The sequence below is a fragment of the Streptomyces similanensis genome (assembly GCF_039543625.1).
Taxonomy (GTDB): Bacteria; Actinomycetota; Actinomycetes; order Streptomycetales; family Streptomycetaceae; genus Streptomyces; species Streptomyces similanensis.
This window is the reverse complement of the sequence record NZ_BAABKC010000086.1, coordinates 26,061-39,008: the sequence shown is the minus strand read 5'-3', so window position 1 is coordinate 39,008 and position 12,948 is coordinate 26,061. Positions and strand designations below refer to the sequence as shown.

General features: G+C 74.0%; 10 protein-coding genes. All 10 read right to left on the bottom strand.

All coding sequences use genetic code 11. The features are described 5' to 3' along the window. Window positions 1-73 precede the first annotated feature (73 nt). The 10 genes from holA to leuS all read right to left on the bottom strand — a co-directional run bounded on the left by holA (window position 74) and on the right by leuS (window position 12,749). On the bottom strand, window positions 74-1,063 hold the full coding sequence (holA, locus tag ABEB07_RS27025) for a DNA polymerase III subunit delta (protein ID WP_217711072.1): 990 nt from the start codon (window positions 1,061-1,063) through the stop codon (window positions 74-76). A gap of 144 nt (window positions 1,064-1,207) precedes the next feature. Beyond that, entirely contained in the window at window positions 1,208-1,453 is a 246-nt protein-coding gene (locus ABEB07_RS27020; RefSeq protein WP_164589671.1) for a hypothetical protein, read from the bottom strand. Between the two features lie 68 nt (window positions 1,454-1,521). Beyond that, window positions 1,522-2,403 carry a YceI family protein gene (locus tag ABEB07_RS27015; RefSeq protein WP_176148916.1) on the bottom strand — a complete coding sequence of 294 codons (882 nt, stop codon included), beginning with the start codon at window positions 2,401-2,403 and terminating at the stop codon, window positions 1,522-1,524. Between the two features lie 156 nt (window positions 2,404-2,559). After that, on the bottom strand, window positions 2,560-3,387 hold the full coding sequence (locus ABEB07_RS27010) for an arylamine N-acetyltransferase family protein (protein WP_345670685.1): 828 nt from the start codon (window positions 3,385-3,387) through the stop codon (window positions 2,560-2,562). A gap of 73 nt (window positions 3,388-3,460) precedes the next feature. Continuing rightward, the gene (locus ABEB07_RS27005; RefSeq protein ID WP_176148918.1) at window positions 3,461-3,826 is read right to left on the bottom strand and encodes a nuclear transport factor 2 family protein; all 366 of its coding nucleotides are present in this window, start codon (window positions 3,824-3,826) and stop codon (window positions 3,461-3,463) included. A gap of 55 nt (window positions 3,827-3,881) precedes the next feature. Beyond that, window positions 3,882-6,422 (bottom strand): ComEC/Rec2 family competence protein, encoded by a 2,541-nt coding sequence (locus ABEB07_RS27000; RefSeq protein ID WP_345670752.1) that lies wholly within the window; start codon window positions 6,420-6,422, stop codon window positions 3,882-3,884. A 113-nt stretch (window positions 6,423-6,535) separates the two neighbouring features. After that, the gene (locus ABEB07_RS26995; protein WP_345670684.1) at window positions 6,536-7,822 is read right to left on the bottom strand and encodes a helix-hairpin-helix domain-containing protein; all 1,287 of its coding nucleotides are present in this window, start codon (window positions 7,820-7,822) and stop codon (window positions 6,536-6,538) included. A 163-nt stretch (window positions 7,823-7,985) separates the two neighbouring features. Continuing rightward, the gene (locus ABEB07_RS26990) at window positions 7,986-8,831 is read right to left on the bottom strand and encodes a DegV family protein (RefSeq protein ID WP_176148921.1); all 846 of its coding nucleotides are present in this window, start codon (window positions 8,829-8,831) and stop codon (window positions 7,986-7,988) included. Window positions 8,832-8,903: 72 nt separating this feature from the next. Continuing rightward, window positions 8,904-9,644, bottom strand: a complete 741-nt coding sequence (locus ABEB07_RS26985) for a hypothetical protein (protein WP_345670683.1) — start codon at window positions 9,642-9,644, stop codon at window positions 8,904-8,906. 222 nt (window positions 9,645-9,866) lie between these two features. Further along, window positions 9,867-12,749, bottom strand: a complete 2,883-nt coding sequence (gene leuS, locus ABEB07_RS26980) for a leucine--tRNA ligase (RefSeq protein WP_345670682.1) — start codon at window positions 12,747-12,749, stop codon at window positions 9,867-9,869. Between the last annotated feature and the right edge of the window lie 199 nt (window positions 12,750-12,948).

Here is a 12,948-nt window from a genome sequence, read left to right as displayed (position 1 = left end):
CACCCTCTGCTTGGCCGGACTCCACGTCGCAGGCATCGTCCTCTGGTCCACCCGCTGATCCAAACGAGAAACCCTAGCCCCGCCCGCGCGACCGCGCCGCGCGGGCGATGGTCACCACCGCTTTCTCCAAGGCGTACTCCGGGTCGTCGCCGCCGCCCTTCACGCCCGCGTCCGCCTCGGCCACCGCGCGCAGCGCCACGGCGACCCCGTCCGGGGTCCAGCCGCGCATCTGCTGTCGTACCCGGTCGATCTTCCACGGCGGCATGCCCAGCTCACGGGCGAGATCGGCGGGCCGGCCGCCGCGCGCGGAGGACAGCTTCCCGATCGCCCGGACGCCCTGCGCCAGCGCGCTGGTGATCAGCACCGGCGCGACCCCCGTGGCGAGCGACCAGCGCAGCGCCTCCAGGGCCTCCGCCGCCCGTCCCTCCACGGCCCGGTCGGCGACGGTGAAGCTGGAGGCCTCCGCACGGCCGGTGTAGTAGCGCCCGACGACGGCCTCGTCGATCGTGCCCTCCACGTCGGCGACCAGCTGCGACACCGCCGACGCCAGCTCGCGCAGATCGCTGCCGATCGCGTCGACCAGCGCCTGGCAGGCCTCGGGCGTCGCCGAACGCCCCAGAGCGCGGAACTCGGCGCGGACGAAGGCGAGCCGGTCGGCCGGCTTCGTCATCTTCGGGCAGGCCACCTCCCGCGCCCCCGCCTTGCGTGCCGCGTCCAGCAGCCCCTTGCCCTTGGCGCCGCCCGCGTGCAGCAGCACGAGGGTGATCTCCTCGGCGGGCGAGCCGAGATACGCCTTCACGTCCTTGACCGTGTCGGACGACAGGTCCTGCGCGTTGCGCACGACGACGACCTTGCGCTCGGCGAAGAGCGACGGGCTGGTCAGCTCGGCGAGGGTGCCGGGCTGCAACTGGTCCGGGGTGAGGTCGCGTACGTCCGTGTCGGCGTCGGCGGCACGGGCGGCGGCCACCACCTCCTGCACGGCACGGTCGAGCAGCAGGTCCTCCTGGCCCACGGCAAGCGTCACCGGGGCGAGAGAGTCGTCGTTCGCAGTCTTCCTGGCCATCGCGTCAAGCATCCCACGGGCCACTGACAACGCCGCCCGCCACAGAGGCCGAGGCCGCGCCGCTCACGGTGGAGGCCGGGGCCGCACCGCCCGAGGTGGAGGCCGAGGCCGCGCAGCCCGCGGTGGAGGTCCGGGCCGCGCGGGTCACGGCTCCTCCCGCCAGCCGTCCCACCGGGACGCGAACTCGTCCAGCTCGCCGGGGTCGAGCCGTTGCGCGTCGTCGTGCAGGACGACGAGCCACTGGGCGTCCTCGGCGTCGTCCTCCCCGGCCAGCGCGTCCCGTACGAGCCGGGGCTCCTCGTCGATCCCGAACCGCTCCCCCAGCGCCTCGGCCACCTCTTCCGCCGCGTCGCGGTCGGGCAGCACCAGCACATGTCTCACATCACTCACGCGAGCCATTGTCCGGCACCGGGCATGGGCGGCCGTACCTCTGAGGTCTCAGGGGCGGACGGGCGGGCTCAGCCCTTGGGCACGACCTGGACGTCGAGTTCGACCTCGATGGTGGGGCCGACCGCCGCGATCCCGCGCGCCAGCATCGACTGCCAGCTCACGGTGTAGTCGTCGCGGTGCAGTTCGGCGGTGGCCCGGCAGGCCGCCCGTGCCTCGCCCTCCATGCCGTTGCCCAGACCCAGGTACTCCGCGTCCAGGGTGACCGTACGGGTCACGCCGTGCAGCGACAGCGCCCCGGTGACGGCCCACCGGTTGCCGCCGCGGTGCGCGAACCGGTCGCTGTAGAACTCCAGGGTCGGGAAACGGGACACGTCCAGGAAGTCGGGCGAGCGCAGGTGGTCGTCGCGCATCCGGACGTTGGTGTCGATGGAGGCCGCGTCGATCACCACGTGCATCGCCGACTGCTCCATGTCCGGGGCGATCCGCACCGCCCCGGCGAAGGAGTTGAACCGGCCGTGGATCCGGGCCAGGCCGATGTGCCGGGCGCTGAAGCCGATCGAGGAGTGCGTCGGGTCGATCTCCCAGTCACCGGGCGCGGGCAGGTGCGGCGGCTGGGCGGCCTGCAACGACACGTCGCCCAGCGAGGTGAGCGAATCCGCCGCGACCGAGGCGGCGACCCGCAGGGGCGCGTACGCCTCGGCGGCCACCGCGAGCCGGTACTCCCCCTCGGGCACGGTCGTGACGAAGGACCCGTAGGGGTCCGTCCAGCCGCCGACCACCTTGCGCCCGGCGGCGTCGGTGACCGTGAACTCCGCCTGCGGCACGGGCTGGCCGACCGGATCGAGCACCCGGCAGCTCAGCACCCCCGCGCTCGGTGGGGTGGGCACCGCCGCCAGGGGACTCGTCCGTTGCCCACGCTTCGCGCGGCTTCCCAGCAAGCGGCCGATCATCTACGACACCTTCTGCACCATGTGAGAACAACTGTTGTCAATGACGCATTCGATCATCGATGACACTTTCGAGGCAACACGGGGGTACATCGCAGGAAACCAGCTGATGTGCTGGGACCGCACCCGACTGGTGCGACTGGGCGGGTGTGGCCCGATTCACCCGCTGACGCCCGGAACGCGCACCGTCGGCACGGCGTCGAGCCGGATGCCGAACCGCTCCCGGTAGAGCGAGAGCACCTCGTCGTCCGAGGCGGCCTCCCGCACGTCACGCGCCCCGTCGGCCCCGGTCGTGGTCAGGGTGCGCCCGCTGAGCGTGATCCGCCCGCCGTCCCCGGTGAGCCGGGAGCACACCAGGGACCGCGTGAAGTGCGAGTCGGGCGACGTGCGGTGCCACCAGGCCCCGGCCGTGAAGTCCGCGAGGACCCGGGGCCGCGTCTCCAGCCGGTAGCGGGCGGCGCCGTCCCGCAGGACGTCGAGATCGACGCCGCAGCCGTCCCCCGCACATCCCTCCCCCGCCACTTCGACGAGGGTGAACGTCCCGCCCGGATCGCCCTGTTCCGCCCGCTCCGCGAACGCCAGCGGGAAGTGGCTGTGCGCCCCGAACCCCACGTCGGCCAGCCAGTCGCCGCCGTCCGCCGTCCGCACCCGCAGCGCCATGTGGTCGTACGGGATCCCGAGCCGCCCCGCCTCCTCCCCGTGCACCCGCGCCGCGAGCACGGTCACCCCGAACCCCAGCGCGGTGAGCAACGCGCCGAACGCGCCGTTGAGTTCGTAGCAGAACCCGCCCCGCCGCGCGCCCACCACCTTGTCCAGCAGCCGCTTCTCCGCCAGCACGATCTCCTCTCCGAGGTGGATCGACAGGTTCTCGAAGGGCACGGTCCGCAGGTGCCGCACATGCAGCTCGCGCAGCGCGGCACCGGTGGGCGAGGCGGGGCGCCCGGCCCCGATACGGCGAAGGTAGGCGTCGGTCTCGACGGCATCCATGCGCCAAGTCTCGCGCGCCGGCGAACGCGCGGGAGACGCGGGAGACTCGGCGCCCCGCGGCCGGGCCGCGGCCTCAGGGAACCAGGGTCCCCTGGTGGAAGTACAGCCGCCAGCCGGTCCCGCTCAGCCGCCACAGGGAGCTGCGCCGGGCCAGCCGTCCGTCGTGGTCGGAGAAGTACGTCAGGTGGACGAGGCCCGGGGCGAGGACGACGCCGGACATCTCACTGACGACGACCGGGGACTCCTCGCTCACCGATCCACTCGACGTCACCTCAAGGATGGAGTCCCGGTCCCACCACCGCCCGGAAGCCCCGATCTCGGTGAACTCGGGGTCCAGCAGTTCCAGCACCTGTTCCCGCGAAGCCCGCACCGCACCGTCGAGAAGCCGCAACTCCGCGTCCACAGCGGCCTGAACAGCCGTTTCGTTCGTCTCCGTCATGCGGAGACCCTACGTACCCGCCCCTGCCGAGCCCAGCCATCAACGGCCACCGCCCCTAACCGTTGACCGCCACCGCCCGCAGCTCCCTCCCCTCCTCCGTCACCGCGATCGGCCCGTCGTGGTCCGTGCGCAGGACCGCCGCGCCTTGGGCGCGCAGGGCGGCGACCGTGCGGGGAGCGGGGTGGCCGTAGGGGTTGTCGGTGCCGCAGGAGATGAGGGCGAGGCGCGGGGCCGCCAGGCGCAGCAAGTCGGGGTCCTGGTAGGCCGAACCGTGGTGGGCGACCTTGAGGACGTCCACGTGTATCAGGCCCGCGGCCGCCGGCGAGTGCAGCAGGGCCTGCTGGGACGGGGGTTCCAGGTCGCCCAGGAGCAGCAGGCGCAGGCCGCCGGACCGCACCAGCAGGGTGACGCTGGCGTCGTTCGGACCGTCCGGCGACAGGGACGCGAGGGGTGGCGGCCAGAGCACCCGCCAGGACAGGTCGCCGGTGCGGCGTTCTTCGCCGGCGACGGCTCCGACGAGCGGGATGCCCCGCCCGGCAGCCTCCCGGCGGACGAACTCCGCCTGCTCCGCCGGTTCTTCGTAGCCCGTCGTCTCGATCGCGCCCACCTGGCGTCCCCGCAGCACACCGGGCAGGCCGGCCACGTGGTCCGCGTGGAAGTGGGTCAGGACGAGGAGCGGGATCCTGGTGATGCCGAGGGTGCGCAGGCAGCGGTCCACCGGCTTCGGGTCGGGGCCCGCGTCCACCACCACCCCGGCGCCCGGCCCCGCCGCGAGCACCGTCGCGTCACCCTGCCCCACGTCGCACATCGCGAACCGCCAGCCCGGCGGCGGCCAGCCCGTCACCACCCGGGTCAACGGCGGCGGCCGCACCACCGCCAGCAGGAGCAGCGCCGCGCACACACCGCACAGCCAGCGGTGTCTCACCAGCCGTCCGCCCAGGAGGACGACCGCCGCCGTGAGCAGGGCCAGCAGCAGCGCGCCGGTCCAGCTGCCCGGCCAGTCCACTCCCCCGCCGGGCAGCGCCGCCCCGGTCCGGGCCACCCGCGCCAGCCACCCGGCGGGCCAGCCGGCGCACCAGGCCAGCGCCTCGGCCACCGGCATCGCGAACGGCGCCGCCGCCAGGGCCGCGAAGCCCAGCACCGTGGCGGGGGCGACCGCGATCTCCGCCAGCAGGTTGCACGGCACCGCGACCAGGCTCACCCGGGCCGACAGCACGGCGACGACCGGCGCGCACACCGCCTGCGCCGCGGCCGCCGCGGCCAGTGCCTCGGCCAGGCGCGCGGGCACCCGGCGCCGGCGCAGCGCCGTACTCCAGCGGGGTGCCAGGGTGAGCAGCGCGCCGGTCGCCAGCACCGACAGCAGGAAGCCGTACCCGCGGGCCAGCCACGGGTCGTAGAGCACCAGCAGCAGGACCGCCGTCGCCAGGGCCGGGAGCAGCGATCTGCGGCGGCCGGTCGCGAGCGCCAGCAGCGCCACGGCTCCGCACGCCGCGGCCCGCAGCACGCTCGGGTCGGGCCGGCACACCACGACGAACCCCAGCGTGAGCCCGCCGCCCACCAGCGCGGTGGTCCGCAGCGGCAGGCCGAGTCTCGGCGCCAGGCCGCGGCGCTCGACGTGCTGGGCGCGGCCGGGCGGGCCGAGGAGCAGGGCCAGCAGGATCGTGAGGTTGCTCCCGGAGACGGCCAGGGTGTGGGCGAGGTCCGTCTCCTTGAAGGCGGCGTCCAGCTCCGGGGTGATCCGCGAGGTGTCTCCCACCACCAGCCCCGGCAGCAGCGCCCGCGCGTCCGCCGGGAGTCCGTCGGTCGCCGTGCGCAGTCCGGCTCTCAGCCGTCCGGCCAGCCGCTGCGTGGCGGACGGCGCCCCGATCACCTCGGGAGCCGCCCGGTCCCGGACCCGCAGGACCGCCGCGACCTGGTCACCGCCCGTCAGCGGGGGCTGCGACCGGGCCGTCACCCTCAGCCTGGTGGACGGCAGCAGCGCCAGCCAGGGCGAGCGTCGCTCGGCGTCTCTCCCGCCTGTGTGCCCTCGGGTGTCGACGAGGATCAGTACCGGTGTGCGGGTCACCGCGGCGCCCGTCGTGCCGGGCCCTTCGACGCGCCGTACCTCCGCCTCGATCAGCACCGAGACCGGCGCCATGTGGTCGCCGCTGACCCGGGGCCGGGTGAGCCGGGGGTCGGAGGTCAGCTCCACCTCCGCGGTCACCGTGGCGGACTGCCGTGCCAGGGCCGGCACCGGACCGCGCCGTACGTCCGCTCCGTGCAGCCCCGCCGAGGCGGCGGCCGCCGACGCGCCGAGCAGCACGGCGGCGACGGTCGTACGCGCCCAGGCGTGCGGGCGGAAGCCGGGGCCGCGCGGGCGGAGGCCGGAGCCGTGCGGGCGGAGGCCGGGGCCACGGTGCCTTCGGCCTGCGAGCAGGAGTGCGACGGCGGAGGTCAGGCACACGGCCGCGAAGCCCGTCACCCATCCCGCCGGGGCGTCCAGCGCCAAGGCCGCCGTCGCCCACGCGGCGAGCGCCGGGGGGAGGAGTCGTAAGTCGGCCGGTCCCTCCTGCCGGGGGTGGGCCGCTCCGAGCCGGTTCCCGGAGGCGGCGTGCACCTCTGCGCGGGTGCGGGGCGCTGAGGTGGGGGCGGGAGCGGGGGTTTCCGGGGTGGGTGCGGGGGCCTCCGTGGTGGTCGCAGAGGGTTCCGTGGTGGGCGCGGGGCGGCGGTTCATGGCCTGACCAGGGGGCGGAGGTCGGCGAAGCGGCGGTCGCCGATGCCGTTGACCTCGCGCAGTTGGTCCACCGAGCGGAAGCCGCCGTGCTGGGTGCGGTAGTCGACGATGTGCTGGGCCAGTACAGGGCCGACACCCGGCAGGGTCTCCAACTGCTCGACGGTGGCGGTGCCGAGGGAGACCGGAGCCGTCGGACCGGCCGCCTGTCCCGAGCCGGACGTGCCCGCGGCGGCCGCTCCCGGCGCGGCCGGGCCCCCCGCCGGGGCGGGTCCGCCCACCACCAGTTGTTCGCCGTCCACCAGGAACCTGGCCCGGTTGAGCGCGTCGAGGTCGGTGCCGGGCCGGGCACCGCCCGCCGCCCGTAGCGCGTCGACGACCCGGGAGCCCGCCGGGAGGCGGTGGATGCCCGGATGCCGGACCTTGCCGCTGACGTCCACGACGACCTCCGGACCGGACGAGGCGGACGAGACCGTGACGTTGGCGCCGGAGGACGGCCGCGCGGAGCCCGGCCCGGTGTCCTTGTCCGACTCCCTTCCCGGGTAAGGAGCGGCGGCGCGGACGGCCTCGGGGGCCCGTACCGTCTCGGTGCGGCCCGTCCAGAAGTGCTGGAGGGCGACGGCGGCCGCGACGGCGAGCACCACCGTGAGCGCGATCACGTTCCTGCGCTCCAGCCCGCAGCGGGTCTGAAGCCACAGGGGCACGCGATCCCGCAGCGCCGCTCCGGCCCGCTCCCGCCAGGCCGGCACCGCCCGTGCCGTCGGACCCGGCCTCGTCGTCGCCGTCGCCGTCGGTCCCCACGCCGCCACCGCCGTCGCCGTCGGCCCCGGTGGCATCACCGCCGTCGCCGTTGGACTCGGCGGTGCCGCCTCCGCCACGGCGCCCTCACTCCTGTACCCGTACCCGTCGGCCCGGGTGAACGGGTTGCCCGCCGCGGGCGCGGTGGCCGGGGCGACGGGAGCGGTGGCCGAGGCGGCTCTGTGTGTCGTCGCGTCGGCTCGGGCCGGTGGACGGTCGGTGTGCGACGGCCCTGCCTGGGCCGGGGGTTCCGTGAACAGCACGTGCGCGCGTCGGCGCACCTCATCGGCCGACGCCTGTCGGCCCCCGGAGTCCCGGCGTCCGGCCCCGCGGCCGAATCCGCCCCCGGCCGCACGGCCGCCTTCGGCCGCACGGCCGCCCCCGTCCGCGCCGGGCGGCCGGCGGTGGCGGGCGCGGCCGTCCGAGCCGGGAAGTCGCCCCGGCCCACTCGTCGCGGTCGCTGTGCGTGAGCGTGATCGAAGTGCCATGGGCCGAGCATGGGACAGCTCGGCACATCCGCGATGATCTTGGTCGAAATCCGTGGACGACCGCCCGGTTGTGGATAACTCCGTCACCCACACGAGTCACCGCAGCCCCAGCACCGCAACCCAGCACCACGGCCGTCAGCACAGCCTCACCCCAGCCGCCCCGTCACCGGGGCGAGACCACGACCCCCAGCAGCCCCGGGCCGGTGTGCGCCCCGATCACCGCTCCGACTTCGCTCACGTGCAGCTCCGCCAGGCCGGTCACCCGGGCACGGAGCCGGTCGGCGAGTGCCTCCGCCCGTTCCGGGGCGGCGAGATGGTGGACGGCGATGTCGATGCCGCAGCCCGTCGCGCGCTCGGCGGCGATCTCCTCCAGCCGGGCGATCGCCCTGGACGCCGTCCGCACCTTCTCCAGCAGCTCGATGCGGCCGCCCTGCAACTGGAGCAGCGGCTTCACGGCGAGAGCGGAGCCGAGCAGCGCCTGCGCGGCGCCGATGCGGCCGCCGCGGCGCAGATAGTCGAGCGTGTCGACGTAGAAGTGCGCGGAGGTGCTTCCGGCACGCTTCTCCGCCGCGGTGACCGCCTCGTCCATCGTGCCGCCGCCCTCGGCGGCCTCGGCGGCGGCCAGGGCGCTGAAGCCGAGCGCCATCGCGACCATCCCGGTGTCCACCACCCGTACCGGCACCGGGGCTTCACGGGCCGCGAGCACGGCGGCGTCGTAGGTGCCGGACAGTTCCGCGGACAGGTGCAGGGAGACGATGCCGCTCGCGCCGGACTCCGCTACCTCGCGGTAGGTCTCGGTAAAGAGTTCGGGGCTGGGGCGGGAAGTGGTGACGGACCGTCGCTTCTGGAGTGCCTGGGCGAGCGAGCGGGTGGAGATCTCGGTGCCCTCTTCGAGCGCCCGGTCGCCGAGGACCACGGTCAGCGGAACCGCGGTGATGCCGTGGCGCTCCATCGTCCGCGGCGGCAGGTAGGCCGTTGAATCGGTGACGATCGCGACATGGCGGGACATGAGCTGGAGGTTACCTGGCGTAGCGCCCGGACGGCATCCCAGCCCCTCTGACCGGGTGTTCCGTGGGCCGGATCAGGTGGTGCTCTCGGGGCGGGGCTTCTTGTTCCAGGAGTAGACCGGGCGGCGGGACGGCGGGGTGATGGCGGGGCGGCCGGGCTCGCGCGCGGCGTCCGGGCGGGCGTCGGCGGAGTCGGCGCGCCCGTCCGCGCGCCCGTCCCCGGCGGCGGCCGGCGGCTCCGCTCCCCGCGGTGGTTCGGCCGGCGTCTCCGCCCGCGTCCAGTGGCGCAGGGCGCCGGCCTCCATGTCGATCTGGGCGCTCAGCGTGTCCAGGTCGTCGTCGGCGAAGCGGTGGGCGCGGTCGCGGGCCGCCCAGCGCAGGGAGTCGGCGGACCGTGTGATGCGGCGGGTGCGGGCGCGCAGGTTCGGGAGCCGGGCGGCGAGGGTCGCGCGGTCCGGCTCGGACTCCAGGCGCTTGAGCTCGCCGTCCAGTTCGCGGCCGTGCACGCTCAGGCGCTCGAACAGGGCGAGGGACTCCTTGAGCGACTCGTCCTCGGCCGCGCCGGCGTACAGCGCGTCCTGGGTGGCGCGCATCGAGGTGCGCAGGGTGAGCCGCAGTTCGGCCAGCTCGCCCGCCGGTCCCGGCTGCGCCAGGGACCTGGCCCGCAGGGTGTGGTCCTCGACCGTGCGGCGGGCCTGGCTGATCGTGCGGTCCACGCCGCGCTTGGCCGCGCCGACCGCTCTGACCGTGGCGTAGGCGCCGAGCACCACGCAGAGCAGGAAGAGCAGGGCGAAGACTGCGACGACTGCTTCCACGGCGCTCCTCCTCGGACTCGGCGGCACGGGCCGCGCCGCTCCTCAACGGTAAACGCAGCGGGCAGGCCCTGGGTTCCGAAAAACCCCGAACCTGCCCGTAGGGGACTACCCGGAGACGCTCACGCCCCGATCATCACACCGCGCGGATCACCGCATGCGCACCGCGCACCGCGCGCCGCACATCGCAGCGCACCGCGCGCCACATCCCGCGCGCCACGCCGTTCACGCCGGAACGATGTTCACCAGCTTCGGCGCCCGCACGATCACCTTGCGGATGCCCGCTCCCTCCAGCGCCGCGACGACCTTCTCGTCGGACAGCGCCGTCTTCTCCAGGTCCTCCTCGGAGATCGACGGCGGCACCTCCAGGCGCGCCTTGACCTTGCCCTTGATCTGGACGACGCAGGTCACCGTCTCGTCCACGACGTAGGCCGGGTCGGCGACCGGGAAGTCCTCGTGCACCACCGAGCCGGTGTGGCCCAGGCGGCGCCACAGCTCCTCGGCGACGTGCGGGGCCAGCGGGGCGACCATCAGGACCAGCGGCTCGGCGACCGACCGGGGCAGCGGACCGCCCGCCTTGGTCAGGTGGTTGTTCAGCTCGGTGACCTTGGCGATGGCCGTGTTGAAGCGCAGGCCCTCCAGGTCCTGGCGGACGCCGTCGATCGCCTTGTGCAGGGCGCGCAGCGTCTCCTCGCCGGGCTCGGCGTCGGTGACGGTGACCTCGCCGCCGGTCTCGTCGACGACGTTGCGCCACAGCCGCTGCAACAGCCGGAACTGGCCCACCACCGCGCGCGTGTCCCACGGCCGGGACACGTCCAGCGGGCCCATCGCCATCTCGTACAGGCGCAGCGTGTCGGCGCCGTACTCGACGCAGATCTCGTCCGGCGTGACGGCGTTCTTCAGGGACTTGCCCATCTTGCCCAGCAGCCGGGAGACCTTCTCGCCCTGGTGGTAGTACGCGCCGTCGCGCTCCTCCACCTCGGCGGCCGGCACCGCGATGCCGCGGCTGTCGCGGTAGACGTAGGCCTGGATCATGCCCTGGTTGAACAGCTTGTGGAACGGCTCGGCGGAGGAGACGTGTCCCAGGTCGTACAGGACCTTGGACCAGAAGCGCGCGTACAGCAGGTGCAGCACGGCGTGCTCGGCGCCGCCGACGTACAGGTCGACGCCGCCGTGCGGCTGGCCCTCGCGCGGGCCCATCCAGTACTGCTCGATCTCCGGGTCGACCAGCTTCCGGTCGTTGTGCGGGTCCAGGTAGCGCAGCTCGTACCAGCAGGAGCCGGCCCAGTTGGGCATGGTGTTGGTCTCGCGGCGGTACTTCTTCGGCCCGTCGCCCAGGTCCAGGGTGACGTTGACCCAGTCCTCGTTGCGCGACAGCGGGGTCTCGGGCTGGGTGTCGGCGTCGTCCGGGTCGAAGGTGCGCGGCGAGTAGTCCTCGACCTCCGGCAGCTCCAGGGGCAGCATCGACTCGGGCAGCGGGTGGGCGATGCCGTCCTCGTCGTAGACGATCGGGAAGGGCTCGCCCCAGTAGCGCTGGCGGCTGAACAGCCAGTCGCGCAGGCGGAAGTTGACGGTGCCCTCGCCGACCCCGGAACGCTCCAGCCACTCGGTGATCCGCGCCTTGGCCTCGGCGACGCCCAGGCCGTCCAGGGAGATCTCGTCGTTGGCGGAGTTGATGAGCTTCGCGTCGTACGACCCGAAGGCGTCCTCCCAGGAGGAGGTGTCGGTGCCGCGGCCGTCGGTGGGCTCGACCACGCAGTGGACCGGCAGCTCGAAGGCACGCGCGAACTCGAAGTCGCGCTGGTCGCCCGCGGGGACGGCCATGATCGCGCCGGTGCCGTAGCCCATCAGCACGTAGTCGGCGATGAAGACCGGGACCCGCTCGCCGTTGACCGGGTTGGTGGCGTAGGCGCCGATGAAGACGCCGGTCTTGTCCTTGGCCTCGGCCTGGCGTTCGACGTCGGACTTGGCGGCGGCCCGCGCGCGGTAGGCGGCGACGGCCTCGGCGGGGCTCGCGTGGCCGCCGGTCCACACCTCGTGGGTGCCTTCGGGCCAGGCCGCGGGGGTGAACTTCTCGACCAGCGGGTGCTCGGGCGCCAGCACCATGTAGGTGGCGCCGAACAGGGTGTCCGGGCGGGTGGTGAAGACGGTGATGCGCTCGCCGTCGATCGGGAAGTCGACGCGGGCGCCCTCGGAGCGGCCGATCCAGTTGCGCTGCTGCAGCTTGATGGCCTCGGGCCAGTCCAGCTCCTCCAGGTCGTCCAGCAGCCGGTCCGCGTAGGCGGTGATGCGCATGTTCCACTGGCGCAGCTTGGCCTTGAAGACGGGGAAGTTGCCGCGCTCGGAGCGGCCGTCGGCGGTGACCTCCTCGTTGGCCAGCACGGTGCCCAGGCCGGGACACCAGTTGACGGGCGCGTCGGAGGCATAGGCCAGGCGGAACTCGCCCAGGACGTCGGCGCGCTCGGCGGCGGTCAGCTCGCTCCACGCCCGCGTGTGCCCGGGCACGGGGCGCTCACCGGACTCGAACCGCGCGACCAGTTCGGCGATCGGGCGGGCCGTGCCGGCCTGCTCGTCGTACCAGGAGTTGAAGATCTGCAGGAAGATCCACTGGGTCCACTTGTAGTACTCCGGGTCGATCGTGGCGAACGACCGGCGCTTGTCGTGGCCCAGGCCCAGCCGGCGCAGCTGGGCCTTCATGTTCTCCATGTTGGCCTCGGTGGACACGCGCGGGTGCGTGCCGGTCTGCACGGCGTACTGCTCGGCGGGCAGGCCGAAGGCGTCGAAGCCCAGGGTGTGCAGGACGTTGTGGCCGGTCATCCGCTGGAACCTGGCGTATACATCGGTGGCGATGTAGCCCAGGGGGTGGCCGACGTGCAGGCCCGCACCGGAGGGGTACGGGAACATGTCCATGATGAACTTCTTGGGCCGGGCCACCAGCGCGGGGTCGCCGGCCAGGTCGCCCTTGGGGTTCGGCGCCGCGTACGTCCCGTCGGCGTCCCAGAAGTCCTGCCAGCGTGCCTCGATCTCGGCCGCCATCGCGGCCGTGTAGCGGTGCGGCGCCGCCTCCGCCGACGTGGCGGCGGGGGCGGCGGGGTTCGTCTCGCTCATGATCCTCAAAGCTCCATCAGATCGACTCTGCCGACGGCTGCGACTTTCGGAAACGAAAAATCCCCTCGCACAGGAGGGGACGCCGCGCCGATTCCGACCACCCGCATCGTCGGCGGTCGGGACTGATCAGCGCGGCCCGCTAAGCAGAAGGCGTACGGCACGCATGGCGTCAGGGTACCGCAGGCGTCGAGCGGGCCGC

Bases quoted from the DNA above. Each gene is read 5' to 3' on its own strand.
- ABEB07_RS27005 (WP_176148918.1), bottom strand. From the start codon at position 3,826: ATGACGGAGACGAACGAAACGGCTGTTCAGGCCGCTGTGGACGCGGAG.
- leuS (WP_345670682.1), bottom strand. From the start codon at position 12,749: ATGAGCGAGACGAACCCCGCCGCCCCCGCCGCCACGTCGGCGGAGGCG.
- holA (WP_217711072.1), bottom strand. From the start codon at position 1,063: ATGGCCAGGAAGACTGCGAACGACGACTCTCTCGCCCCGGTGACGCTT.
- ABEB07_RS26990 (WP_176148921.1), bottom strand. From the start codon at position 8,831: ATGTCCCGCCATGTCGCGATCGTCACCGATTCAACGGCCTACCTGCCG.
- ABEB07_RS26995 (WP_345670684.1), bottom strand. From the start codon at position 7,822: ATGGCACTTCGATCACGCTCACGCACAGCGACCGCGACGAGTGGGCCG.
- ABEB07_RS27010 (WP_345670685.1), bottom strand. From the start codon at position 3,387: ATGGATGCCGTCGAGACCGACGCCTACCTTCGCCGTATCGGGGCCGGG.
- ABEB07_RS27015 (WP_176148916.1), bottom strand. From the start codon at position 2,403: ATGATCGGCCGCTTGCTGGGAAGCCGCGCGAAGCGTGGGCAACGGACG.